General features: G+C 73.8%; 23 protein-coding genes. 10 read left to right on the top strand and 13 right to left on the bottom strand.

Annotated features, from left to right (window positions below; genetic code table 11):
- Positions 1-2,850: HAMP domain-containing protein (locus Q5530_RS36360; RefSeq protein ID WP_415367442.1), on the top strand; the 2,850-nt coding region annotated here is incomplete at its 5' end.
- Between the two features lie 4 nt (positions 2,851-2,854).
- Here the strand turns inward: Q5530_RS36360 and Q5530_RS36365 are convergent.
- Positions 2,855-3,172 (bottom strand): STAS domain-containing protein, encoded by a 318-nt coding sequence (locus Q5530_RS36365; protein ID WP_415367444.1) that lies wholly within the window; start codon positions 3,170-3,172, stop codon positions 2,855-2,857.
- Positions 3,173-3,319: 147 nt separating this feature from the next.
- Between Q5530_RS36365 and Q5530_RS36370 the strand changes: the two genes are divergently transcribed.
- Complete coding sequence (locus Q5530_RS36370) at positions 3,320-3,706, top strand: ATP-binding protein (protein WP_415367445.1); 387 nt, start codon at positions 3,320-3,322, stop codon at positions 3,704-3,706.
- A gap of 252 nt (positions 3,707-3,958) precedes the next feature.
- Here Q5530_RS36370 and Q5530_RS36375 read toward each other — a convergent pair whose 3' ends face one another.
- Positions 3,959-4,156, bottom strand: a complete 198-nt coding sequence (locus tag Q5530_RS36375) for an antitoxin (RefSeq protein ID WP_380642768.1) — start codon at positions 4,154-4,156, stop codon at positions 3,959-3,961.
- A 267-nt stretch (positions 4,157-4,423) separates the two neighbouring features.
- On the opposite strand from Q5530_RS36375, the gene Q5530_RS36380 reads away from it, so the two are divergent.
- A complete protein-coding gene (locus tag Q5530_RS36380; RefSeq protein WP_415367446.1) occupies positions 4,424-7,264 on the top strand; it encodes an AfsR/SARP family transcriptional regulator in 2,841 nt (946 codons plus the stop codon).
- A gap of 129 nt (positions 7,265-7,393) precedes the next feature.
- Here the strand turns inward: Q5530_RS36380 and Q5530_RS36385 are convergent, their stop codons facing one another.
- From Q5530_RS36385 to Q5530_RS36400, 4 genes are all read right to left on the bottom strand, one after another.
- Positions 7,394-7,753: an STAS domain-containing protein gene (locus Q5530_RS36385; protein ID WP_415367447.1), complete on the bottom strand. Its 360-nt coding sequence runs from the start codon at positions 7,751-7,753 to the stop codon at positions 7,394-7,396.
- Entirely contained in the window at positions 7,750-8,847 is a 1,098-nt protein-coding gene (locus Q5530_RS36390; protein ID WP_415367449.1) for a B12-binding domain-containing protein, read from the bottom strand. The genes Q5530_RS36385 and Q5530_RS36390 overlap by 4 nt, the downstream gene beginning before the upstream one ends.
- Complete coding sequence (locus Q5530_RS36395) at positions 8,844-10,547, bottom strand: SpoIIE family protein phosphatase (RefSeq protein ID WP_415367450.1); 1,704 nt, start codon at positions 10,545-10,547, stop codon at positions 8,844-8,846. Before Q5530_RS36395 ends, Q5530_RS36390 begins: the two co-directional genes overlap by 4 nt.
- 152 nt (positions 10,548-10,699) lie before the next feature.
- The gene (locus Q5530_RS36400) at positions 10,700-10,993 is read right to left on the bottom strand and encodes a DUF3040 domain-containing protein (RefSeq protein ID WP_415367451.1); all 294 of its coding nucleotides are present in this window, start codon (positions 10,991-10,993) and stop codon (positions 10,700-10,702) included.
- 492 nt (positions 10,994-11,485) lie between these two features.
- On the opposite strand from Q5530_RS36400, the gene Q5530_RS36405 reads away from it, so the two are divergent.
- On the top strand, positions 11,486-12,136 hold the full coding sequence (locus Q5530_RS36405; RefSeq protein WP_415367452.1) for a beta-L-arabinofuranosidase domain-containing protein: 651 nt from the start codon (positions 11,486-11,488) through the stop codon (positions 12,134-12,136).
- 45 nt (positions 12,137-12,181) lie between these two features.
- Here the strand turns inward: Q5530_RS36405 and Q5530_RS36410 are convergent, their stop codons facing one another.
- Positions 12,182-13,408 carry a right-handed parallel beta-helix repeat-containing protein gene (locus Q5530_RS36410; RefSeq protein ID WP_415367453.1) on the bottom strand — a complete coding sequence of 409 codons (1,227 nt, stop codon included), beginning with the start codon at positions 13,406-13,408 and terminating at the stop codon, positions 12,182-12,184.
- Positions 13,409-13,619: 211 nt separating this feature from the next.
- On the opposite strand from Q5530_RS36410, the gene Q5530_RS36415 reads away from it, so the two are divergent.
- Positions 13,620-14,762, top strand: a complete 1,143-nt coding sequence (locus Q5530_RS36415; protein ID WP_415367455.1) for an L-talarate/galactarate dehydratase — start codon at positions 13,620-13,622, stop codon at positions 14,760-14,762.
- A gap of 62 nt (positions 14,763-14,824) precedes the next feature.
- Here the strand turns inward: Q5530_RS36415 and Q5530_RS36420 are convergent, their stop codons facing one another.
- Positions 14,825-16,270 carry a serine hydrolase domain-containing protein gene (locus Q5530_RS36420; protein WP_415367457.1) on the bottom strand — a complete coding sequence of 482 codons (1,446 nt, stop codon included), beginning with the start codon at positions 16,268-16,270 and terminating at the stop codon, positions 14,825-14,827.
- Positions 16,271-16,354: 84 nt separating this feature from the next.
- On the opposite strand from Q5530_RS36420, the gene Q5530_RS36425 reads away from it, so the two are divergent.
- Positions 16,355-17,458 (top strand): sensor histidine kinase, encoded by a 1,104-nt coding sequence (locus Q5530_RS36425; RefSeq protein WP_415367459.1) that lies wholly within the window; start codon positions 16,355-16,357, stop codon positions 17,456-17,458.
- A complete protein-coding gene (locus Q5530_RS36430; RefSeq protein WP_380642789.1) occupies positions 17,455-18,105 on the top strand; it encodes a response regulator in 651 nt (216 codons plus the stop codon). The genes Q5530_RS36425 and Q5530_RS36430 overlap by 4 nt, the downstream gene beginning before the upstream one ends.
- Before the next feature lie 22 nt (positions 18,106-18,127).
- On the opposite strand, the gene Q5530_RS36435 is transcribed toward Q5530_RS36430, so the two are convergent.
- A complete protein-coding gene (locus tag Q5530_RS36435) occupies positions 18,128-18,334 on the bottom strand; it encodes a DUF2795 domain-containing protein (RefSeq protein WP_415367460.1) in 207 nt (68 codons plus the stop codon).
- A 261-nt stretch (positions 18,335-18,595) separates the two neighbouring features.
- Here Q5530_RS36435 and Q5530_RS36440 point away from each other — a divergent pair, with 261 nt between their 5' ends.
- Positions 18,596-19,027 (top strand): YkvA family protein, encoded by a 432-nt coding sequence (locus tag Q5530_RS36440; RefSeq protein ID WP_415367461.1) that lies wholly within the window; start codon positions 18,596-18,598, stop codon positions 19,025-19,027.
- Between the two features lie 60 nt (positions 19,028-19,087).
- Here Q5530_RS36440 and Q5530_RS36445 read toward each other — a convergent pair whose 3' ends face one another.
- Both Q5530_RS36445 and Q5530_RS36450 read right to left on the bottom strand, forming a co-directional pair.
- Entirely contained in the window at positions 19,088-20,263 is a 1,176-nt protein-coding gene (locus Q5530_RS36445) for a zinc-dependent alcohol dehydrogenase (RefSeq protein ID WP_415367463.1), read from the bottom strand.
- Positions 20,260-21,216 (bottom strand): SRPBCC family protein, encoded by a 957-nt coding sequence (locus tag Q5530_RS36450; RefSeq protein ID WP_415367464.1) that lies wholly within the window; start codon positions 21,214-21,216, stop codon positions 20,260-20,262. The genes Q5530_RS36445 and Q5530_RS36450 overlap by 4 nt, the downstream gene beginning before the upstream one ends.
- Positions 21,217-21,562: 346 nt before the next feature.
- Here Q5530_RS36450 and Q5530_RS36455 point away from each other — a divergent pair, with 346 nt between their 5' ends.
- A complete protein-coding gene (locus Q5530_RS36455; protein ID WP_415367466.1) occupies positions 21,563-22,495 on the top strand; it encodes a quinone oxidoreductase family protein in 933 nt (310 codons plus the stop codon).
- 92 nt (positions 22,496-22,587) lie between these two features.
- Here Q5530_RS36455 and Q5530_RS36460 read toward each other — a convergent pair whose 3' ends face one another.
- Positions 22,588-22,965 (bottom strand): STAS domain-containing protein, encoded by a 378-nt coding sequence (locus tag Q5530_RS36460; protein WP_415367467.1) that lies wholly within the window; start codon positions 22,963-22,965, stop codon positions 22,588-22,590.
- A gap of 350 nt (positions 22,966-23,315) precedes the next feature.
- Between Q5530_RS36460 and Q5530_RS36465 the strand changes: the two genes are divergently transcribed.
- Positions 23,316-23,672 carry a histone-like nucleoid-structuring protein Lsr2 gene (locus tag Q5530_RS36465; RefSeq protein ID WP_415367469.1) on the top strand — a complete coding sequence of 119 codons (357 nt, stop codon included), beginning with the start codon at positions 23,316-23,318 and terminating at the stop codon, positions 23,670-23,672.
- Positions 23,673-23,796: 124 nt separating this feature from the next.
- Here the strand turns inward: Q5530_RS36465 and Q5530_RS36470 are convergent, their stop codons facing one another.
- On the bottom strand, positions 23,797-23,970 hold the full coding sequence (locus tag Q5530_RS36470; protein WP_415367470.1) for a hypothetical protein: 174 nt from the start codon (positions 23,968-23,970) through the stop codon (positions 23,797-23,799).
- Between the last annotated feature and the right edge of the window lie 46 nt (positions 23,971-24,016).

Consider the following 24,016-nt stretch of genomic DNA (forward strand, 5'->3'; position numbering starts at 1 on the left):
CGACTCGGCGGCCAGGCCCAGGTACCCGGCGTCGCCGGCACCTGGCGCGACCTCACCGACTCCGTCAACTTCATGGCGAACAACCTCACCGCCCAGGTGCGGTCGATCGCCCAGGTGACCACCGCCGTGGCGCTCGGCGACCTGACCCAGAAGATCACCGTCGACGCGCGCGGCGAGATCCTGGAGCTGAAGTCGACCATCAACACCATGGTCGACCAGCTCTCGGCCTTCGCCGACGAGGTCACCCGCGTGGCCCGCGAGGTCGGCACCGACGGACGACTGGGCGGCCAGGCGCGGGTGCCGGGCGTCGCGGGCACCTGGAAGGGCCTGACCGACAACGTCAACGTCATGGCCGACAACCTCTCCACGCAGGTGAGGTCGATCGCGGAGGTCGCCACCGCGGTGGCCCGGGGCGACCTGTCGCAGAAGATCACCGTCGACGCCAAGGGCGAGGTCGCCGCGCTCGCCGGCGTGATCAACGGCATGGTGGACACGCTGCGCGCCTTCGCCGACGAGGTGACCCGGGTGGCCCGCGAGGTGGGCACCGAGGGCATCCTGGGCGGTCAGGCGCGGGTGCCCAACGTGGCGGGCACGTGGAAGGACCTGACGGACAACGTCAACTCGATGGCGAACAACCTGACCAACCAGGTCCGCAACATCGCCCAGGTCACCACCGCCGTCGCCAACGGCGACCTGTCGAAGAAGATCGACGTGGACGCCCGGGGCGAGATCCTGGAGCTCAAGACGACGATCAACACCATGGTCGACCAGCTGTCCTCGTTCGCCCAGGAGGTCACCCGGGTGGCGCGCGAGGTGGGCACCGAGGGCAAGCTCGGCGGCCAGGCCGAGGTCGAGGGCGTCTCCGGCACCTGGAAGCGCCTCACCGAGAACGTCAACGAACTCGCCGGCAACCTCACCCGCCAGGTCCGCGCCATCGCCGTGGTGGCCACCGCGGTGACCGCGGGCGACCTGACCCGGCAGATCACCGTGGACGCCTCCGGCGAGGTCGCGGACCTCAAGGACAACATCAACCGGATGATCAGCAACCTGAAGTCGTCCACCCGCGCCAACCAGGAGCAGGACTGGCTCAAGACCAACCTGGCCCGGCTGTCCGGCCAGATGCAGGGCCACCGGGACCTCAGGGCGATGGCGTCGCTGGTGATGAGCGAGCTGACCCCGCTGGTCTCCGCCCAGCACGGCGCGTTCTTCCTGGTCGACGGCGAGTCCGAGGTGCTGGAGCTGACCGCCTCCTACGGCTGGTCACCCCGCGACGGACGGCCCACCCGGTTCAAGCGCGCCGAGGGCCTCATCGGCCAGGTCGCGGTGGAGAAGAAGACGGTGCTCGTCACCGACGTGCCGGCCGGGTACCTGGAGGTCACCTCGGGCCTGGGCGCGGCGCCGCCCTCGAACCTGGTGATCCTGCCGATCGTGTTCCAGGGCGAGACGCTGGGCGTGATCGAGCTGGGCTCGTTCGGCGAGTTCACCGAGGTCCACCTGGACCTGCTGGACCAGCTGAAGGAGAACATCGGCGTCAACGTGAACACCATGCTCGCCAACGCCCGGACCGACAGCCTGCTGGTCGAGTCGCAGCGGCTGACCGAGGAGCTGCGGGCGGGCTCGGTGGAGCTGGAGGCGCGGGCGCGGCAGCTGTCGTCGGCCTCGAAGTACAAGTCGGAGTTCATGGCGAACATGAGCCACGAGCTGCGCACCCCGCTCAACAGCCTGCTCATCCTGGCGAAGCTGCTGGCCGACAACCTCGACGGCAACCTCAACCCCAAGCAGGTCGAGTTCGCCAGGACCATCCACTCCTCCGGCACCGACCTGCTCCAGCTGATCGACGACATCCTGGACCTGACCAAGGTCGAGGCCGGGCACATGCAGGTGCAGACCGACTCGGTGCGGGTGTCGGACCTGGTGGCCTACGTCGAGGCGCTGACCCTGCCGCTGGCGGCGGAGAAGGGCCTGGACTTCGGGGTCGTGGTCGACGCGGACGTGACGCCCACCCTGCACACCGACGAGCACCGGGTCCAGCAGATCCTGCGCAACCTGCTGTCCAACGCGGTGAAGTTCACCCACGACGGTGGGATCCGACTCCGCATCCGGGTGATCGAGGGCTCGGTGGCGTTCGACGTGCAGGACACCGGCATCGGCATCCCGGCCGAGAAGCTGTCGGTCATCTTCGAGGCGTTCCAGCAGGCCGACGGCACCACCAGCCGCAAGTACGGCGGCACGGGCCTGGGCCTGTCCATCAGCCGGGAGCTGTCGGCCCTGCTCGACGGGCGGCTGGACGTGCGCTCGGAACCGGGCGTCGGCTCGACGTTCACCCTGTACCTGCCGCTGGGCGAGCAGGGCCTGGTGCCGCCGGTCGTGGTCGAGCCGGAGGAGCTGCCGGAGCTGCTCGCGCCCGCCGAGCCCACCACCGAGTCCGTGGTGGCGCCGGAGGAGCTGCCCCCGCCGCCGATGCGGTTCCACGGGGAGAAGGTGCTCATCGTCGACGACGACCTGCGCAACGTGTTCGCGCTGACCTCCGTGCTGGAGCTGCACGGGCTCAACGTGATCTACGCGGACAACGGGATCACCGGGGTCCGGGCGCTGGAGCAGTACGACGACGTGGCGCTCGTGCTGATGGACATCATGATGCCGGAGCTGGACGGCAACGCGACCATGGCGGCGATCCGGGCCATGTCCCGGTACGCCGACCTGCCGGTGATCGCGGTGACCGCGAAGGCGATGAAGGGCGACCGGGAGAAGTCGCTGGCCTCGGGGGCCACGGACTACGTGACCAAGCCCGTGGACACCGACCACCTGCTGCGGCTGATCGCCTTCTACCTCGGCCTGGAGCAGGACTGACCGGCTACCGACCGACCGTCGCCGAGTCCACCGAGTCGTGGATGTGCATGACCTCGGTCAACTCCGTCAACCGGAACAACTTGTGCACCGACGCCTGGAGGCAGGCCATCCGGAACTCCCCGCCCACGCCCTCCAGGCGCCGGTGCCAGTCCAGCATCAGCGACAGCCCGGTGGTGTCCATGAACGGCACCCCGCTCAGGTCGACCACGACCCGGTCGCTCGAACTCTCCTCCAGGAGGTCGGAGAGCACGGGGACGGTGTCCGCGTCCAGTTCGCCCGACACCGCGACGACAGTCCAGCCGCCCCGCACCTCACTGCGCACCCGCAACTCCATGGGGCCCGAGCCTAGCCACCCGAGGACACGAACGCCGACACCGAACCCCCGGCACGCCGCTTTGGGCACGACCAGTCGGTGACGCGGTCGGGGGATGTGCGACGATGCGGTGACAGCCGATCAACGGGAGCGGATGTGCGCAACGAGCCAGCGGCGCCGGTGGCCATGACGCTGCCCGCCACAGCGGGCTCGTCGGCACGCGCACGGGAAGCGGTGGCGGAAGCCGCGTCGGCGTGGGGCCTCTCCGAGGACGTGGCCGACGACGCCGCCCTGGTGGTGACCGAACTGGTGTCCAACTCCGTGGACCACGCCGAGGGCCCGATCGGCCTGACCGTCTCCAGGACGGACGCCGGACTGCGCATCGAGGTCGCCGACGCCTCCTCCACCCCGCCCCAGCAGAGACCGATCCAGGTCGACTCGGCCCGGGGCCGGGGCCTGATCATCGTGGCCGCCCTCAGCTCGGCCTGGGGCACCGACCACAACGGCAACGGCAAGGTCGTCTGGGCCGAACTGTCGGACTAGCACAGCACCCCACAACACCCAAGCCGCTCGCGTTCTCCCGTATGGCCTGGGCGCAGCCCTACCACTCTTGTCAAGGGGTGTCGCACGCTCTTCGCGACACCCCTTGACAAGAGTGGTTGCCTCAGGCAGGCCATGCGGGAGAACACGAGCAGCACGCAGTTCTCCCCTAGCGGCCTGCCCAGCGGCGAGCGCCGCTCTTATCTCTCCGCCCGTGAACCGATCACCGGTGCACCACCGCCCCCACAGCAGCAGTCACTTCTGCCCGAACCGGTCCAGCCCTTCCTTGGCCTTGTCCGTGCCCTGCCGGATGTGCTCGGAGTGCTGCCCACCGGTCCGCTCGTCGGCGGCCTGACCAGCCTTGTCGATACCCTGGTCGACCTTGTCGCCGTGCTGGCCCAGGGCGTCCTTGGCCTTGTCCTTCAGCTCGTCGAACTTGTCACCGATGCCCATAACCGCCAGACCTCCTCCGCACGTGTCCCTCGTGGACACTCACGGGAAGGGGTTACCCGGTGCGCGCGATCGCACTCAACTGTGACGCGAACCGCCCCCTGGGTCCCCCGATCGAGCGAGGACCACCGGCGGTTGTGGGAGGCTTGAGGAGGCGACCCGCTCCCCCAGGTCAACGGGTCGCCTCGATGGGCAACTATCCGCTATCGATCTTGCGTTCCGTTTGAGCGATGCTGGAATGCCCTGGTCAACCCGGTTACCGGAGGTGGGATGGCGGTCGGGATCGGCCTGCTCGGAGAGGTGACGGCCCAGGTGGGCGGGCGGGCGGTGGACCTGGGCCCGGCGAAACAGCGGTGCGTGCTGGCCGCGCTGGCGGTCGACGTGAACCAGGTGGTACCGGCCGAACGGCTGGTGGAACGGGTGTGGGGCGTCGACCCGCCCAGGCGGGCGCAGGCAACCCTGTCCAGCTACATCTCCCGCCTCCGCCAGGCACTGGCCCACAGCCCCAGCACCACCACCTCCTCCACCCTGATCCACCGCTCCGGCGGCTACGCCCTCCTGGTCGAACGAACCGCCGTGGACCTGCACCGCTTCCACCACCTGAGAACCCGAGCCACCGCCTCCACCGGCGACGACCCCGGCGTGGAACAGCTGCTGACCACGGCCCTGGGCCTGTGGCGGGGCGAAGCCCTCACCGGCGTGGACAGCGCGTGGGCCACCGCCGAGCGCGACCGGATGCACCAGGAGCGGTTCGGCGCCGAGCTGGACCTGATCGACTGCCGGCTCCGCCGGGGCCAGGGCGAGCAACTGGTGGCCGAGCTGTCGCGGCTGGCCGTGGAGCACCCGCTGGACGAGCGGGTCGCCGGCCAGTACGTGCTCGCCCTCTACCGCGGCCGCCGGGCCGCCGACGCGCTGGAGCACTACCAGCGGTTCCGCACCCGCCTGGTCTCCGAGCTGGGCACCGACCCCGGCACCCAGCTCCGCGACCTGCACCAGCGCATCCTCAACTCCGACCCGTCCCTGCTCACCCCACCCACCCACCAACCACCGACCCACACCCCACCCACCGCCGACAAAGCGGTGACACCACGGCAACTGCCCGCCCCACCCACCTCCTTCGTCGGCAGGCACGACGAGCTGACGCGGCTGGACACGGCGCTGGAGGGCGCCACCCGCACCGCCCGGACCATGGTGATCTCGGCGATCGCCGGATCGGGCGGCATGGGCAAGACCTGGTTGGCCCTGCACTGGGCCCACCGCTACGCCGACCGGTTCCCCGACGGTCAGCTGTTCGTGGACCTGCGCGGGTTCAGCCCGGACCGGGAGCCGATGAACCCGGCGGTGGCCGTGCGCGGGTTCCTCGACGCGCTGGGCGTCGAGCCCGGCCGCGTGCCGGTCGCGCCGCACGCCCAGGCCGCGCTGTTCCGCTCGCTCATCGCCGACAAGCGGATGCTGCTGGTGCTGGACAACGCCGTCGACACCGCCCAGGTCGTGCCGCTGCTGCCGGGCACGGACTCGTGCCTGGTGCTGGTCACCAGCCGCAACCAGCTCAGCGGCCTGATCTCCGCGCACGGCGCGGCGCACCTCATGCTGGACGTGCTGCCCGACGCCGAGGCGCGGGCCCTGCTGTCCGCCCGCCTGGGCCGCGCCAGGGTGGCCGCCGAGCAGCGGGCGGTGGACGAGCTGATCGGGCTGTGCGGCGGCCTGCCGCTGGCGCTGAGCGTGATCGCGGCCCGCGCGAGCATGCGCTCCGACGTGCCGTTGAGCGCTCTCGCCGCCGAGCTGCGCGACCTCGGTCTCCAGGCGCTCGACGAGGACCCCGCCGCCGGCATCTCCACCGTCCTGTCGTGGTCGCACCGAGCGCTGACCCGACCGCAGGCGACCGCGTTCGCGCTGCTCGGCATCGCGCCGGGCGCGGACACCGGCCTGCACGCCGCCGCCGACCTCATCGGCCTGTCCACCGCCGCCACCCGGGCGGTGCTGCGCGAGCTGGAGCAGGCGTCGCTGGTCGCCCGGGACGTGCGCGGCCGGTACCGGATGCACGACCTGGTCCGCCGCTACGCCGCCGACGCCGCCCGCCGCGACCTCCCCGAGGCCGACCGGGACGCCGCGCTGCGCCGCGTGGTCGACCACTACGTGCAGACCGCGCACACCGGCCACCGCCTGCTCGACCCGCACGGCACCCCGGTCCAGGTCGACCCGCCCGTGCCCGGCTGCCACCCGGTGCCGCTGGCCGGCGACCCGGCCGCGATGGAGTGGTTCCAGGCCGAGCACGCCTGCCTGCTGGCCGCGCAGCACGCCGCCGCCGCGATCGGCTGGTGGCCGCCGGTGTGGCGGCTGGCGCTGGTCCTGACGTCGTTCCACGTCCGCCGGGGCCACCTCAACGACAACCTCAGGCTGTGGCAGGAGGCCCTGACCGCCGCCGACCACGCGGCCGACCACGCCACGCGGGTGCTCGTCCACCGCAACCTCGGCTGGGCCTACGCCAAGCTCACCAGGCACGACGAGGCCATGGAGCACCTGGACCGGGCCATCGCCCTGGCCGAGGAGAGCGGCGACAGCTTCCTGCTCGCGCACACCCACATCGCGCTGGCGTGGGCGTGGGAGCTGGACGACGAGTGGCAGCGGGCGCTGGAGCAGACGCTCAAGGCGCTGGACGTCCTGCGCACCATGGACGGCGGTTACTCGCGCGAGGCGGTCGCGCTGAACATGGCGGGCTGGTACACGGCCAAGCTGGAGGCGTACGACCGGGCGCGGGAGTACTGCGAGCAGGCCCTCGCCCTGCACCGGCGGCACGGGGACCGCAACGGCATCGCGGCCACCCTCGACAGCCTGGCCTACATCGAGCACCGCACCGGCCGGCCCGCGGAGGCGCTGGCGATGTACCAGGAGGCGCTGGGCATCTTCCGCGACCTGGAGCACACCTACGGCGCGGTCGAGTCGCTGGAGGGCATGGGCTACCCCCTCTCGGTGCTGGGCAGGCCGGAGGAGGCGCGGGCCGCGTGGCAGGAGGCCGTCGACATGTACCGGGCCCAGCAACGGCCCCACCTCGCCGCGCGCGTCGAGGCGCAGCTGGTCGAGCTGGAGCGCCGGCTCCAGGAGACCACCTGAGCACCGGCCCCGCCGACACCGGGCTGCCCACCGTCGCCCGGCAGCGGCGCGTGCCGCGCGGACGGCGCCTGGTTCCGCACCACCCTCACCGGGTGGCGCGGGAACCCGGGCCGAACCCGCGCCACGCCGTCAGTGGTCGAGCCGCTCCTTGCGCTCCCGCCCGGCGGCACGCGTCAGGTGGTCGTAGGTGCGGGTGCGCCGCAGCAGCCGGTCCAGCGAGGGCGGCCGGTTGTCCAGGTGCAGCTCGGCCCCCGCCGCGGTGGTCGCGCGCAGCACCGTGAGCAGCGCCCCCAACCCGGAGGAGTCGCAGAACCCGAGGTCGGTGAGGTCGAGGTGCAGGTGCCGGACGGGGTGCGCGGCGAGCAGCTCGGCCACCGCGGCGGGCAGCCGGTCACCGCTGTCGTAGGTGATGTCCCCGGAGATCGCGACGTGGGCGGTGCCGCCGTCGACGGCGGTCGTGGTGCAGGTCAGGGCGCGCGGTGGGTTCATGTGGCTGTTCCGGGATCGGCGTCGTGGGACTGGGCGTGGTGGTCCCCGGTACCGGGGACCTGGAGCAGGTCGGTGCGGGCGGCGGTGATCAGGCCCCTGGCGCGCGGGAAGTCGCGCAGCTCGGCGGCCAGCAGGTCCAGCGCGGGCACCAGGAACGCGGCGGGCACGCCCCGCGCCCGCAGGACGCCCGCGGTCCAGGTGATGAACCCGGTGAACATGCCGCGGTCGTCGGTGTAGAGCGCGGTGGCCAGGAAGTCGACGATGTGGGCCAGGTCCTCGGCGGTGTGCCTGCGCTGCGCCTCGGTGTAGTCGCGCATCACCGGCAGCAGGTCCTCCAGGCCGGTGTAGAGGGCCTTGACCAGCAGCCTGCTGGTGCGCGACACCATCGTGTACTCCTGGTCGCCCAGGTGCGGCAGGTCGTCGATCGGCTGGTGGCCGTTGCGCGGGAGGGGCAGGGGTCCCGCGGCGAGGTGGTCGGCGGCGGTGCGGGCGTCGGGCGCCCAGAGGTCGGCACCCAGCAGGCGGGCGTAGCGGCCGTCGGGGCCGAAGGCGCTGCCGCCGACCAGCACGGGCACGCCGGCGGCCTGGCAGGCGGTGATGGTGGCGTGCGCGACCGGCAGCCTCGTGGCGAGCGAGCCGGACAGCGCCGCGGCGTCCGGGCCCGTCCGGTGCAGGTGGGTGATCAGGTGCGGCGTGGGCACCTGCGCGCCCAGGTAGTCGACGCGGAAGCCGCGCAGCCGGAGCACCTCGGCCAGCAGCCGGGCGGGCAGGGCGTGCCACTCGCCGTCCACGCAGGCCACGGCGATCCGCCCGAGGTGCGGTTCGAGGCGCGGCAGGGCGCGGGTCAGGGCCGCGATGACGCGCTCGTTGATCGCGGTCGCCGCGTGCTCCTCCGCCACGGTGAGCCGGTTGGCGGCCCACTCCGCGCCGACCCGGCGCTGCACCGGGGCGATGACGTCCAGCAGCAGCACCTCGGCGGCCACGCCACGGGCGAACGCCTCCAGGACGGCGTCGGTCGCGGTGTGCTCGTCGCCGGCGCGCACCGCCGACCACAGCAGTCCCGCGCAGTCGTCCGCCGTGTCGGTGGTGGTCACGCCGTGTACCGGCCGGGTCCGTGCCCGTCGACCGCGGTCAGGTGCCTGCCCCGGGGCGCGGTGATCGCCAGCACCGCGATGTCGTCGTGCTCGCCGGTGCCGACCCAGTGCGAGGCGAGCATGTGCACGTGCTCGACGATGGCGTCGGCGGGCATCCCCGCGCAGTCCACCAGCGCGTCCCGCAGGCGCTGCTCGCCGAACATCTCGTCACCCATCGGACCCCCGAGCGCCTCGGTGATCCCGTCGGTGTAGAGCAGGCACGTCTCGCCGGGGGCGAGCAGGACGTCCGCCGTGGTGGAGGTGATCTCGGGCAACACCCCCACCAGGGTGCCCGACGTGGCCACCTCCTGCACCTCGCCGTTGGCCCGCAGCACCAGCGGCGGCAGGTGCCCGCCGCTGGTCAGGCGCAGCCGCACGTGCGCGCCGACCCGCCGGACGGAGGCCAGCACCAGGGTCACGAAGCGGCTGTTGCGCGAGGTCAGCAGGGCGTTGTTGAGCAGACCGAGCACCCGCTGGTGGTCGTCGGCCAGGGGCAGCAGGGCGTGCAGGGTGGTGCGCACCTTGCCGGTGAGCACCGCCGCGGCCAGGCCCTTGCCGCACACGTCGCCGAGCACCGCCAGGGCCTCGCCCTCCTCGGTGTCCGCGTTCGCGGCCGGGTGGACGTCGTAGAAGTCCCCGCCGATCCGCTCGGCGTCCACCGACGCCCGGTACCGGCCCGCGTACTCGACCCCGTCGAGCTGGCGCAGCACGGGGGGCAGCAGGTCGCCCACCAGCGCTTCGGTGATCGCGCCCTGCTGGGCGAACATCCGCGCCGCCGAGATCGCCGCGCCCGCGCGGGCCGCGAACAGCCGCGCGAACACCTCTTCCTCCTCGCTGAACCGCGCCCGGCCCGCGCCGCGCAGCAGCACCAGGGCCCCGGCGGGCACGCCGTGCCCGGGCAGCGGGGTCACCACGATCGAGGCCACCTCGCCGAAGCCGCCCGGCAGCAGCCAGGTCGGCGCCGTCAACGGGTCGAGCCAGCGCGAGGGCACCGGGGGGAAGCCCTGGAGCGCCTCGCCCAGGCCCGGGACGTCGTAGGGGTCGAAGGACAGCACCGAGTGCGCGGAGGTCTCGTCGCGCACGCAGTGCGTCACGGGGTACTCGCCCGACCTGCCGGGCGCGATGACCACCGCGGCGTCCGCCAGGTGGTCGGCGGCCAGCCGGGCGGTGACCTCCATGCAGCGCTCCGGGTGCAGCGAGGTCGACAGGGCGGAGGACATCCGCCCCAGCAGCTCCGCGCGCTCCCGCTCCACCCGCAGCTGCTCGCGGGCGAGGCGCACGTCGGTGTCCTCGACCAGCCACCACACCACCGCGCCGCGGTCACCGCTGATCGGGTGCGCCTCGAAGCTCCGCAGGGCGACCGGGCCCCGCACCGGTTCGCCGCCGCGGTTCGCCCGCGTGGTGAACTCGTGGTGGGCGCGCGCCAACCAGGGGGCGCAGCTCTTGTCGAGCCGGTCGCCGACGACGGCTCGCGGGAACAACAGCCTCGCGGCGTCGTTCAACCCCCGGACGGCGCCGTCGGCGTCCGCCACCAGGGCCGGGAAAGGCGCGTTGGACCAGCCCGTGTCGTCGCCGACGACGGACTGCCGGACTACGCGACCACTGTTCTGCACAATTGTTCGGGCGCCCGTGCCGGGGCCCTTCACCTCGTCAATCGCCACCGGTCGAGATAGGTGCCAGTCCTGCGGCGGACCGCAACACCGACTCGGTTCACACCCCAGGGTGCCAGACCGAGCCCGATCATACGACCCCCAGGGCTGGTGAATCCACCATCACCGCAGGTCACCGGCCGGGCACCGGGAGGCCGCGAGGGTCAGTGACCCGCCACCCGGCGCAGCAGCTCGTCGTGCCGGCAGGCCGCCGTGTGCAGGCACGCGCCCGCCATGAGCAGCAGGAAGCCGGGCAGCAGCAGCGGGAGGGCGACCACCACGCCGGCGACCAGGCAGACCGCGCCGAGCAGGTCCACGACCAGCCGGGCGCAGCGGCGGCGCACGGCCCGGCGCGCCGCGGGCCGACCCGACAGGAGCGCGACCAGCCCGGGGTCGGTGTGCTCGAACCAGCGCCGGATCTTCCTGAGCTGCCGCCGCTCGTACGGGGTGAGGTCCACAGCGTCGTCACCGACCTTCGCCCGAGTTCCGTGCCGGCGCCGGTCCCCGGTCGCCCACCGGCAGGTTCCCCGGACGCGGGGAACCATTCCGCGCATCACCCGACCGGTACCCCGCAGAGCGGGCCGTGACCGTGCGCAACGCACCTCTGTTATCGCTAACAGGAACAGCCCACTCTGTTGGCACGGCCAACCCGCTGCCGTTACGAATGTGAGTCCCTCCACCTCAACCGCTCCGGTGAACGCGCGACAGTGCTGTTGTTAGCGGTAACACGAGGGAGGTAGCCATGTCACACCCCGTTGCTCGCCGGACGTTCCTCCGCGCCTCCGCCCTGGCCGCGGCGGCGCCCCTGGTGCCGTTCAGCCCGGCGGGGCACGCGAGCGCCGCCTCCCCGAACGCCACCTCGCCGGGCAGCACCTCCCGGGCACCGCTCCCCCGCACGCCGGCTCCCTGCGGCCGTTCGCGCTCGCCGACGTGACCCTGGACCGCGGCGTGTGCTGTCGAGACTGCCGGCGGCCACGTTGCAGCGGATGTGGGGCATCTTCTCCAGCGGCGAGTTCGGCGGCATCGTCGAGGCCGTCTGCGACCTGCACGCGCGCACCGGCAAGCCGGAGCACCTGGCGCCGGCGCGGCTGTTCGACCTCGACCGGCTCATCGACGCCTGCGCGGCGGGCGTGGACGTGCTGGAGGGCCTGCACGCCAACCAGCACATCCCGATCCTGACCGGCCTGGTGCGGCTGCACGAGGAGACCGGCGAGCAGCGGTACCTGACCGCGGCGCGGGCCTGTCCGGCGACCTGCGGCCGGGCTTCGAGCCGGTGCCGGGCGAACCGCTGCACCTCACCCTGGACGGGCTTGGGGTTCGCACCGTTCGCCGAGGGCACGGAGGACCCGACGCACGTCTACTTCCACCGGGCGGAGCCGACCGTGGCGTTCGGCGGGCGGGATTCCGGGGTGGCCAACCCGAGCCGGGACGGGACCACGTTCCTCGACGAGGTGTGGGCGGCGGCCCCGTTCCGCGACAAGGGGCGCCTGGTGCGGCACGTCCGGGCCACGGCCGACGCCCGGGTGGCGGCCGGCCTGCCGGCGGCGGCCGACGCGGACGCGGTGGTGCGGACCGCCCGGCGGGCTTCCTACGCGCGGTGACGGTGGCGGGTGCGACCCGGGAGCCCGGGTCGCACCCGCCACCGGTCAGATCCGCGCCCCGAGGTTCGGGTGGTTCTTCGGCACCAGGAAGGTCGACGAGCGGAGGTCGCCGTTCGCGTCGCGCGCGCCGGTGAGGGTGGAGGCGCTGGTGCTCGACAGGTCGGCGTCCTTCCAGCTCGACTTGACGTCCCAGGAGTTGCCCGAACCGGTGGAGGACCCCAGCGACACGGGCGTCGCGTTGTTCACCGCCAGGTTGCCGGTCAGCCGGGAGGTGGAGCGGTCGACCGTGAAGCCGGTCCTGGCGTTCTTCCACGCGGTGTTGCGGGTCAGGGTCATGGCGCCCGGGTTGCCGTTGTCGGTGTAGCCGTGCGCGGCGTTGCCGTAGGCGATCGTGTTGGTCAGGGTGTGGGCGGCGGCGGGGGCCGGGTTGCCGCCGCCCAGCTTGAAGCCGTTGCCGTCGCCGGAGAAGTCCGGCAGGTTCCAGCGGTTGTAGCCGTTGCCGTACGCGACGCTGTTCTCGACGCGGATGGGCGAGGTGAACAGCCAGGCGTCGAAACCGTCGTCGACGTTGTTCCACAGCCGGGCGCCGCGCACCACGTTGCCGGTGCCGGAGCCCTCCTTGATGGCCAGGCCGTCTGCGCTCTCGCCGTTCTTGCGCGGGTCGCGGTTGCCGTGGCTGTCCAGGTTGAGGATCAGGTTGTCGCTGGACGCGCCCTGGAGCTGGAACCCGCTCTCGTAGTTGTCGCGGGTGACCAGGCGTTCGAACACGTTGTTGTTGCAGCCGGCGCAGTACCAGGCGTACGGGCCGCGGGTGATCTCCAGGCCCGAGACGTGCCACCACGACGCCTCCTGGTGGAACACGCCCCGCTCGGCGCGCGGGATGCTGCCGCCCACCGGGGTGTGGCCGGCGGGCAGGCCCTCACCGTCCACGACCACGCGCTCACCGGGGTAGTTGGCCAACCGGATGGGCCGACCCGGCTCGCCGCTCTTGAGGATCTGGACGTTGGTCGTCACGGCGTGGGTGCCGCCGCGCAGCAGGATCGAGGTCCCCGGCTGCGCCAGGTCCACCGCTCTCTGGATGGACCTCAGCGGCCGGTCGACGGTGCCGGGGTTGTCGTCGCTGCCGTTCGTGGCCACCACGAGGGTGGTCGGGTCGGCGGCTCGGGCGAGCGGCGCGGCGCCGGCCACCACCACGAGGCCGGGCAGGAGGGCGGTCAGCGCGACGCGCCACCCCCGGCGGTGGGACGACCTGCGTTTGTCGGGTTGCGGCACGGCGACTCTCCCATCGGGCGCACCCGGGCGCGGGGCGGCGCTGCGGGTCGCGGTGTTCACGGAGCTGAACCAGGACGCGCGGAATCGTTGGCAGCACTGTTGGTAAGCGTTTTCCACACCGGTCTGGGACGTTACGATCGGGGTTGACGGGTGTCAATACGACGAATGCCGCCGGAATTCACGTACGTGATTTCCGCAGAGGAGGAGCCCGATGCCCCACGCCGTCGCCCACGACCGGGTCGAGTCCGTCGCGCTGTCCTCGGTGACCCTGCCCCTGCCGACCGGCATCAGCGACGCCAAGGTGTTCACCGGCAGGCAGCGGCCCATGACCGAGGTCGCGCTCCTGTTCGCCGAGATCCGCACCGAGGCCGGGCTGGAGGGCGTCGGCTTCAGCTACGCCAAGCGCGCCGGCGGGCCCGCGCAGTTCGCCCACGCCCGCGAGGTCGCGCCCGACCTGGTCGGCGAGGACCCCAACGACATCGGCAGGCTGTGGACCAAGCTGGTGTGGGCCGGGGCCTCGGTGGGCCGCAGCGGCGCCGCCACCCAGGCGCTGGCCGCGTTCGACGTGGCGCTGTGGGACCTCAAGGCCAAGCGCGCGGGTCTGCCGCTGGCCAAGCTGCTCGGCGCGCACCGCGACTCGGTCCGCTGCTACGACACCTCCGGCGGGTTCCTGCACGAGTCGATCGGGCAGGTCAAGGACAACGCGACCCGCACGCTGGCCTCCGGCGTCGGCGGCGTCAAGATCAAGGTGGGCCTGCCCGACCCGGCTGAGGACCTCCGCCGCGTGGCCGCCGTCCGCGCGCACCTCGGCGACGGCGTGCCGCTGATGGTCGACGCCAACCAGCAGTGGGACCGCCCCACCGCCCTGCGGGTGGGCCGCGCCCTGGAGGAGTTCGACCTGGTCTGGATCGAGGAGCCGCTGGACGCCCACGACACGCAGGGGCACGCCGAGCTGAGCCGCGCCCTGACCACCGCCGTCGCCTCCGGGGAGATGCTGACCAGCGTCGCCGAGCACTACGAGCTGATCCGCGCCGGGGCCGTCGACGTGCTCCAGCCCGACGCGCCCCGGGTCGGCGGCATCACCCAGTTCCTCCGGCTCGCCGCGCTGGCCGACCACCACCACCTCCAGCTCGCGCCGCACTTCGCCATGGAGATCCACGTCCACCTCGCCGCCGCCTACCCGCGTGAGCCCTGGGTCGAGCACTTCGACTGGCTGCACCCCCTGTTCGACGAGCGCCTGGAGATCAGCGACGGCCGGATGCACCTGTCCGACCGGCCGGGCCTGGGCATCACCCTCAGCGGGCAGGCCCGCGCCTGGACCACGGAGACCGCCGTGGTCGACTCGCCCCGTTGAGGTTGACCCCGCTGGAGTCGCCCGGCGGGGCTCGGCCCCGCTGAGGTCGGCCCGGCTGGGCCTCACCCCGCCACCGGCCGGCCACCGGTTCCCCGGGCCAGCGCGGCACCCCGGGCGGTGAGCACGGCGACGCCGCCCGCCGCCGTCACCAGCAGGGCGAGCACGAACGCCGGGAACAGGTAGGCGACCTGGAGCCAGGCCACGTCACGGCCCCGGTAGAGGAAGCCCACGACCCGGTGCAGCGTCACCGCGAGCACCAGCGGCAGCAGCAGGAGCAGCAGGCGGGCGGCGGTCCACCGGGGCCGGCGGGCGGCCCAGCGCCGCGCGCGCAGCACACCCCGGACCGCCAGGCCCGCGGCCCCGGCGGCGAGCCCGAGCAGCACCGCGTCGACGATCGGGCCGGGGTCGCCCGACGACGGCGGCTGCCTGCCCTCCACCAGCGCGACGAGCCGCGCGCCAAGCTCCTGCGCCGCGCCCGCCGCCGCGTTGGCCGTGACCGCGATGCCGTGGCCGGACCCCGGCAGCAGCGCCTGGTAGGCGGTCGAGGTGAACAGGTCGCCACCGTGCTCGACCAGGGGCGCGCCGGAGTCCGTGACGCCGACGGACCAGCCCAGGGCGTAGGAGTCGGACACCCCGGACGGGGTGTGCGTCGCGGCGATGGACTCCGGGGTGGCGATCGAGGCGCCCCCGGGCCCCCGGCCCCCGTTGTTCTGGGCGATCAGCCAGGCGGCCAGGTCGTGGGCGGTGCTGAGCACGCCGCCGGAGCCGTTGCCGAAGGCCGGTGGCTCGGGCGCCGCGACGGGCACGCCGAGCACCCGCACGTGGCCCCGGGCGGTCGGCGGCAGGTCGCGGTCGGTGTTCACGGTGCGGCTGTCGCGCATCCCGAGCGGCGCGAAGACCCCGCGCCGCAGCTGCTCGTCGAACGGCAGGCCGGCGACGACCTCGACCAGGCGCGCGGCCAGCTGGGAGTTGGGGTTGTGGTACTCCCAGCGGGTGCCGGGGTCGGCGGCCAGGGTGGAGCCGCGCATCGCCGCCACGGCCTCCCGGAGGGTGCGCACCCCCGGTCCGGTGAACGAGCGGTGGGTGGTGTCCGAGAGGCCCGAGGTCTGGTCGAGCAGCTGGCGCACGGTGATGTCGGCGGCGCGCGGGTCGGCCATCTCGAACTCCGGCAGGTGGGCGCGCACCGGGTCGTCGAGCCGGAGCCGGCCGCGCTCCGCGAGCTGCACCACGGCCAGCGCGGTGAAGGACTTGCTGACCGACGCCACCGCCATGGGGGTGTGCGCCGAGATCGGCTCGCCGTCGGGGGTGCGGCCGTACCCGGCGGCTTGCACGACGGTGTCGCCGCGGGTCACCGCGACGGCGGCGCCCGGCAGGCCGGTCCGCTCCCGGTGCTCCTCCACCACGGCGGTGACGGCGGTGGCGTCGACGGCGGCGGGTGGGTCGACGGCGGGTGGTGCGACGGGGGCGGCGGTGGCGAGGACCGCGGCGGAGAGGATCACGCTGAGCACCCGAGGAGCCTGACCCGGCCGGGGTCCCCGGACATCGGACCGCGGTCCGAGTTCCGCCCGCGGCGGCCCGGCTACGGTGGCGGCATGGCACTCGGGCCCGGGGCGCGGTGGGCGGTCGACGTGGTGGCCGCCGGCGTGGTCGTGCTGTGGGTGGTCCTCCGGTCGCCGGAGCCGGACGCGCTCGCCTGGGCGGTGGCCGCGGCGCTCGGCGGTCCGCTCGCGGTGCGCGGGCGGTGGCCGGTCGCCGTGCTGGTCGGCGTGGCCCTGGCCGGGGCGGTGGCCGTCGTGACCGGTCTCGGGCAGGAGGTCGTGGCCCTGGCCCTGGCGTGGGCGCTGTACCCGCCGGCGCTGGCCTCGGCCCGGTCCGGGGCGGTGGGCGCGCTGGGGGCGCTGGTCGCGGTGGCCGCGCCGGGCGTCGCGGTGGCGGTCGTGCCGGGCCTGCCGCTGGTGCCGGGGCCCGAGGGGGCCGAGTCGTTCGACACCACCCCGGTGCCCGCCCTGCTCTACAGCGCGGTGGTGATCGCCGGGTCCTGGGCGGCGGCCGCGGTGGTCCGGGACCGCCGGCGGCGGGCCGCCGAGCTGGCCGCGGCGCGGACCGCGCGGGCGCTGGCCGAGGAGCGGCTGCGCATCGCCCGGGACATCCACGACGTGGTCGGGCACAACCTCAGCCTGATCGCCATGAAGGCCGCGGTCGCCAACCACCTGGCGGAGCACCGGCCCGGCGAGCGGGAGGCGGCGCTGCGGACGATCGAGCAGGTCAGCCGCTCCGCGCTGGCCGACGTGCGGACCGTGCTCGGCGCGCTGCGCGCCCCGCCGGCCGACCACGGGCTGGAGCGGCTGGTCGAGCAGGCGCGCTCGGCCGGGGTGACCGTCACCGCCCGGCACGCCGACCTGTCCGGGTTGCCCACCTCGGTGCGGGTCTCGGCCTACCGCATCGCGCAGGAGGCGCTGACCAACGTGCGCCGCCACAGCCGACCGCCGCGCTGCCGGCTCACCACCGCCGTCGAGGACGACCGGCTGGTGATCTCCGTGGTCGACGAGGGCACGGCGCGGCCCGGCCCGCCGGGGCACGGCCTGCTGGGCATGGGGGAGCGCGTCGACCTGCACGGCGGCGCGCTGCACGCGGGCGCCGCGCCGGGCGGTGGGTTCGAGGTGCGCGCCACCCTGCCGCTGGGCGGTGCGCCGTGACGGGTCCGATCCGGGTGCTGCTGGCCGACGACGAGCCGCTGTACCGGGCCACCGTGCGGGCGCTGCTCGACGCGGAGCCCGGGGTGGAGGTGGTGGCCGAGGCGGGCACCGGCCGGGAGGCGTGCGCGCTGGCCAGGCGGGTGCCGGTCGACGTGGCCGTGCTCGACGTGCGGATGCCCGACCTGGACGGGATCGCCGCCACCCGGCACCTGACCGCGCTCCCCCGCGCGCCGAAGGTGCTCGTCCTGACCACGTTCGACCTGGACGAGGCCGTGTACGGGACGCTGCGCGCGGGCGCGGCCGGCTTCCTGCTCAAGGACGTGCCGCCGGCCCGGCTGCTCGACGCGGTCCGGACCGTCGCCGCCGGCGAGGCGCTGCTCGCGCCCAGCGTGACGCGCAGGCTCATCGCGGACTTCGTCCGCGCGCCGCGGTCACCCCGCCGCGAGCTGGACGGGGTGACCGCGCGGGAGCGGGAGGTGCTCGCGCTCATCACCCGGGGCCTGTCGAACACCGAGATCGAGCAGCACCTGCACCTGAGCCGCCACACGGTGAAGACCCACATCGGGCACCTGATGGCGAAGCTGGCCGCCCGCGACCGGGCGCAGCTGGTGATCGCCGGCTACGAGGCCGGGCTCGCCGGGGCGTGAAAGGCCCTCCCGGGCCCCCGGGTCAGTCGCGCCGCTCGTCGATCGCGACGGACTCGACGACCTGGTCGAAGGAGTCGTAGACGCCCTCCGGCAGGGAGCGCACCGCGTGCACGGTGTCCTCGTCGGCGTTGTTGCGGGAGGCGTGGTCGGCCAACTGCTCCTTCGCCGCCGGGTAGGCCACGTCCGACAGGGCGGTGCGCAGCCGGTCCGCGGTGGTCGTGTCGCTCATCGTTCCCCATTCCTCTGCTGGTGCAACTGGCCTCCGACTACCCGGGGGGACGACCCCGAAACAGCCGCTCATCCGATGTCCGGACGCGGCCGGCACCGGTGGCCAGCGTCGTGCGGCGGCGTCGTGCGGCGGGGTCGTCGGCCACGGTGCCCGCCCGTGCCCCGGTTCGTGCCGGGTGGTGGAGAATCCAGTCGGCCGGTCGCGGCCGGCGGGGACGGTCGAGTCCGAGGAGGACGCCCTGAGCACCGGAGGAACCCGATCGTGACCGGCTCGTCCTGGTGGGACCTGGCGCTCGGGATCGCGGCCGGGCTGCTGCTGACCTGGCTCGCGCTGATCGCGGCGCTGGCCGTGCTGCGGCCGCGCGGCGGGCTGCTGCGCGAGGCGCTGCGGTTGCTGCCCGACGTGGTGCGCCTGCTGCGCGGGCTCGCCACTGACAGGGACCTGCCGCGCGGTGTCCGCGTCCGGTTGGTGCTGCTGCTGGCCTACCTGGCGCTGCCGATCGACCTGGTCCCCGACTTCATCCCGGTCCTGGGCCAGGCCGACGACGCCGTGGTGGTCGTCGTCGTGCTGCGGGGCGTCGTGCGCCGCGCGGGTCTCGGCGCGGTGCGCGCGCACTGGCCCGGCACCGAGGACGGCTTCGCCGCGGTGGTCCGGCTCGCCGGGCTCGACCGGCGGCGGGACGGGCGGACGTGATCGGACCGTCCACACAGGACTGCGTGCGTGGTGGCCGGTACCGGCCACCACGCACGCGGGTCACGGCGTGAGGACGACCTTCTCGCAGTTGTCCTGCTTCTGCTTGAAGATCTCGTACCCGCGCGGCGCCTCGGTCAGCGGCATCCGGTGGGTGATGATCCGGGTCGGGTCGAACTCACCGCGTTCGACGCGCTCCAGCAGCGGCCGCAGGTAGCGGTGGGCGTGGGTCTGCCCGGTGCGCAGCGTCAGCGACCGGTTCATCCACGCGCCGGCCGGGAACTTGTCCAGCATCCCGCCGTACACGCCGACGACGGACACGATCCCGCCGCTGCGGCAGGACAGGATCGCCTGGCGCAGCGCGTGCGGGCGCTCCGTCTCGGACCGGACGGCCTGCTTGACCCGGTCGTAGGCGGCGATGTGCGGGCTGCCGTGGGTGGCCTCCAGGCCCACCGCGTCGATGCACTTCTCCGGGCCGCGCCCGCCGGTCAGCTCCAGCAGCCGGGAGCGGACGTCCACCTCGTCGAAGTTGATCGTGGTGTGCCCGGCCTCCTCCGCCATCCGCAGCCGGTAGGGCTCCTTGTCGATGACGACGACCTGCGCCGCGCCGAGCACCTTGGCGCTGTCGGCGGCGAACTGCCCCACCGGGCCCGCGCCCCACACGGCCACCACGTCGCTGGGCTGGATGTCGCACATCTCCGCGCCCATGTAGCCGGTGGGCAGGATGTCGGTCAGGAACAGCACCTGCTCGTCGGTCAGGTCGGACTCGATCTTCAGCGGCCCGACGTCGGCGAACGGCACCCGCACGTACTCGGCCTGCCCGCCGGCGTAGCCGCCCGTCAGGTGGGAGTAGCCGAAGATGCCCGCGACCGGGTGGCCGAACATCTTCTCCGCGATGCCCGCGTTCGGGTTGCTGTTCTCGCAGCACGAGTACAGCTCGGCCGCGCAGGCGCCGCACCCGCCGCAGGCGATGGGGAACGGCACCACGACGCGGTCGCCCACGCGCAGCTTGGCCGCGTCGACGCCGGGGCCGACCTCGACCACCTCGCCCATGAACTCGTGGCCCAGGATGTCGCCGTCCTGCATGGTCGGCACGTAGCCGTCGACCAGGTGCAGGTCGGAGCCGCAGATCGCGGTGGAGGTGACGCGGATGATCGCGTCGCGGCGGTTGAGGATGCTCGGGTCGGGCACCTCGCGCACCTCGACGCTGTTGCGCCCCGCCCAGGTGACGGCCTTCACGCCTGTGCTCCCTTCGCCAGCTCTTCGGGGGACAGCGGCTGCGCGGGCCGCTGCGGGAACTCCTCGCGGGCGCGCTTGCCCCACGGCGCGCCGTCGGACCGGACCACCTCGCCGGTCTCCAGGACCTGCTTGAGCCGGCGCAGGTCGTCGTCCACCTGCTGGTGCGGCTCCTCGCCGAAGTACCGGGCGACGGCCTTGCCGATCTTCCCGCCGGGGATCTCGTAGGCCATGATCACGTGCACCTCGGTGCTCTCGCCGTCCGGCGCGGGCACGAACCACACCTTGCCGGTGTTGGGCACGTCCGCGTCACCGGTCGAGGTCCACCCGATGCGCACGCCGGGTTCCTCGTCGGTGATCTCCGCGTCCCACTCGACGGTCCGCCCGAACGGCGCGGTCGCCCGCCAGCGGCTGGTCTTCTCGCCGGTGACGCGCACCTCCTCCAGGTGCCCCATGAACGAGGGCAGGTTCTCCAGGTCGCGCCAGAACGAGTACACCTCCTCCGCCGGTCGCCTCACGGTCGTCGTGGCGGTCAGCTCCACGGTTCCTCCTCTTCCTGTCGCACGGGTGGCCTGGACCGCGGTGAGCACGTCGAGCGCCGTGATGCCGAGGACCACGCCCGTGACGCCCACGAGGCGGCCGCGACGCTGCCCGCGGCGGTTGCCCAGCGCCACGACCAGGCTGGTGAGGTCCATCGCGTCGCCCGCGACGCGCGTCCAGGACCACGGCCCGACGCGGCGGCCGGCGAGCAGCCCGGCGGCGTGCACGAGTTCCCGGGCGCCCACCAGGGGCACCACCGCCCGGGTGGTGGCGGAGTCGTCGACCCCGCTCAGCCTGCGCACCGCGTGCGGTGCCGCGACCTGCGCCACGCCCAGTCCCAGGCTGACCAGGCCGAGCACCCGCCCGCGCCGCCGCACCCGGCCGGGTTCCTCCCGCTTCGCCGTTCTCAACGCCATTCCCTGCCTCCACTGTGGATTCGGTCCCGGTTCCCGTCCACAACGCCCGGCCTGCCGGAATTCGGGCAGGGGGCGAACCGGGGTTGGTCGGCGCCCGTGTTCGGAGGCCGGCGTCCGCACGCCCCGGCCGGTGGACGAGGTGCCGTGGACCAGCACTCCCGAACGGGGTGCCACGAGCCGGGGCGGCCAAACCCGCGGGCCGCGACCGGTCCGGCTCCGGGGCGCGCCGGCCGCCGCGTCGGACCCCGGAGGGGCCCGTCCGGTGGGCCCGGTCTCCTCGGCGGTTGAGCGCGCGCGGCCCGGCGAGACCGGGTAGGCAGGGAGGAGCGACGTGAGGAGGCCACCGATGGCACGGGCAGTGGGCGTCACCGGGCGGGGCGGCCCGGAGGTGTTGGCCGTCGTCGACCGCGAGGTGCGGGAGCCGGGCGAGGGCGAGGTGCGGATCGCGGTGCGGGCCGCGGCGGTCAACCCGACCGACATCGGGTTGCGGGAGATGGGCGTGCCGGACCTGCCGCCGCCGTGGGTGCCCGGCATGGACGCGGCCGGGACGGTGGAGAGCGTCGGGCCCGGGGTCCGGCGGCTGCGGGTCGGCGACGAGGTGATGGCCGCGGTCTCGCCCCGCCGCCCCGAGGGCGGGGCGCAGGCGGAGCTGCTGGTCGTGCCGGAGGCATCGGTGGTGCCGGTCCCGGACGGCGCCTCACCGGCGGAGGCGGCGACGCTGCCGATGAACGGGCTCACCGCCGTGCTCGGCCTGGACGTGCTCGGGCTGTCGCCGGGTGACGTGCTGGCGGTGACCGGCGGCGCCGGGTTGCTGGCCTCCTACGTGATCCCGCTGGCCAAGGAGGCGGGCCTGGTCGTGGTGGCCGATGCCAAGCCCGAGGACGAGCCCCTGGTCCGCGGGTTCGGCGCGGACCACGTGGTTCCGCGTGGTGACGGGTTCGCCGACGTGGTGCGCGAGCGCTTCCCCGGGGGCGTGGACGGGGTCTACGACACGGCGTTGCTGCACGAGCGGGTGTTCGGCGCGCTCAAGGACGGCGGCGGCGTGGTCGTGGTGCGCGGCTGGCGGCCCGAGGGCACCGAGCGCGGGATCACCGTCCACCGGGTGATGGTCGTCGAGGTCCTGGAGCGCACGGATTGGTTGGAGGAGTTGCGCGACCTGGCGTCGGCGGGCGGGTTGCGGCTGCGCGTGGCAGGTGAATATCCGCCTGAGGAGGCTGCCGAGGCGTACCGGGTGATGGACGCGGGCGGACTGCGCGGGCGGGTCGTGATCCGCTTCTAGGTGGGCGGGCGGGCGGGCCCTGGACCGGGGTGCGGGGGCGCTGCGACCGGGCCGGCGCCCTGGTCGCGCCGCCCCCGCCGTCAGCACCGCCGTCAGCCCCGCCCGGCCAGCGCGGCGTCGACCGAGTGGACCAGGCGGACGACCGAGTCGAGGCCGGTCATCACCAGCAGGCTGGTGACCAGGTGCCTGGCGGGTGCCACGACCACCAGCTCCACCCCGCTCCGCGCGGCCCGCTCGTGCGCGTGCAGCAGGGCGGTCATCCCCACCGAGGCGAAGTACTCGACCCCGCCCAGGTCCGCCACGACCAGCGGCGCGCCCACGCGCGTGGCCGTGCCGAGCCCCTCGGCGAACGCCCAGTCCAGTCGCTCGACCGCGGCCTGGTCCACCTCACCGCCGATCGCCAGCAGGACCGCCCGGCCCTCGTCGATCGGCTCCACCGCGGTCCGCAGGCCGGACCCCACCGCCGTCATCGCCACCTCACGCCCTCTCCTCCGAAGACGCCACGACAGGGCGAACTTACCCGTTCGGTGCGCGGATCACGCCCGAACAGGTGACCCGGTCGGCGCGGGGACACGAATGGCCCAGCCTTTCGAGGGCGGTGCGGCGCCGGCCCGATCGGCGGGTTACCGGAACCGGTCCGCCGGGCGCGGTGCCCTCCCTCCCGTGAAAAACAGCAGGCCATCCGGATATTCACCCCGGACAGCACGCCGCGAATGCGCGAGACCGAAGCGATATGAACAGATTTCGTTTTCAATTGTGCCGATCCAGCGATCACAACCGGGCTACCCTGAGCGCGAGAAGATGCGGTGGGAGGTGCCGAATGGCGCGACAGGTGTTGGTCCGGTTGGTTGACGACCTCGACGGGAGTTCGACCGGCGACGTCGAGACGGTCTTGTTCGGTTTGGACGGGGTCTCTTATGAAATCGACCTCTCCGCCGGGAACGCGCGCCGCCTGCACGAGGCGTTGGCGCTGTTCATCGCCCACGCGGACAAGGTCGGCAAGCGCTCGGGGCGGGTCACGGCGGCGGCGCGGCGCGCACCGAGGCGGCCGAGCGCCACGTCCAGGGCCATCCGGGAATGGGCCCGGCGCAACGGTCACGACCTGGCGGACCGGGGTCGCCTGCCCGCGCACGTCGTCGAGGAGTTCCGCGAGGCGCACGAATCCCAGGACGGGTGAACCGGGCGCCCCGACCGACCGCGGCCTTTCGAGCACCGGTTTTCCCGGTCACCTCGAATGAATCACCCCGGACGGCGGGGCCTCGGCGTTGCGCATTCCGGGCCGCCCGGATCGACGCGGTGAATCAGCCGACCGTCCGCGCGCACTGCGACCACCACTGCTCCAGCACGCCGACGCCGGGCCACTGCGGTTCGTCCTCGTCGGGCGTGCGCGGCGGTCGCGGCGCCCGGCCCCCTGTCGCGTCTTCCTCGGACAGGTAGCGCGAGGCGAGTTCGTCGAAGATCGGAGTTGCGGTCACGGGCCGATCGTCGTCCACCCGACCCCCGAGTGCCGGTGCCCGACAT

Source organism: Saccharothrix sp. BKS2 (genome assembly GCF_047689505.1).
In the GTDB taxonomy this organism is placed as follows: Bacteria; Actinomycetota; Actinomycetes; order Mycobacteriales; family Pseudonocardiaceae; genus Actinosynnema; species Actinosynnema lopnurensis.

Coding starts and splice junctions, on each gene's coding strand:
- Q5530_RS36375 (WP_380642768.1), bottom strand. CDS start 4,156: ATGGGCATCGGTGACAAGTTCGACGAGCTGAAGGACAAGGCCAAGGAC.
- Q5530_RS36380 (WP_415367446.1), top strand. CDS start 4,424: ATGGCGGTCGGGATCGGCCTGCTCGGAGAGGTGACGGCCCAGGTGGGC.
- Q5530_RS36385 (WP_415367447.1), bottom strand. CDS start 7,753: ATGAACCCACCGCGCGCCCTGACCTGCACCACGACCGCCGTCGACGGC.
- Q5530_RS36415 (WP_415367455.1), top strand. CDS start 13,620: ATGCCCCACGCCGTCGCCCACGACCGGGTCGAGTCCGTCGCGCTGTCC.
- Q5530_RS36425 (WP_415367459.1), top strand. CDS start 16,355: ATGGCACTCGGGCCCGGGGCGCGGTGGGCGGTCGACGTGGTGGCCGCC.
- Q5530_RS36435 (WP_415367460.1), bottom strand. CDS start 18,334: ATGAGCGACACGACCACCGCGGACCGGCTGCGCACCGCCCTGTCGGAC.
- Q5530_RS36450 (WP_415367464.1), bottom strand. CDS start 21,216: ATGGCGTTGAGAACGGCGAAGCGGGAGGAACCCGGCCGGGTGCGGCGG.
- Q5530_RS36455 (WP_415367466.1), top strand. CDS start 21,563: ATGGCACGGGCAGTGGGCGTCACCGGGCGGGGCGGCCCGGAGGTGTTG.
- Q5530_RS36460 (WP_415367467.1), bottom strand. CDS start 22,965: ATGACGGCGGTGGGGTCCGGCCTGCGGACCGCGGTGGAGCCGATCGAC.
- Q5530_RS36465 (WP_415367469.1), top strand. CDS start 23,316: ATGGCGCGACAGGTGTTGGTCCGGTTGGTTGACGACCTCGACGGGAGT.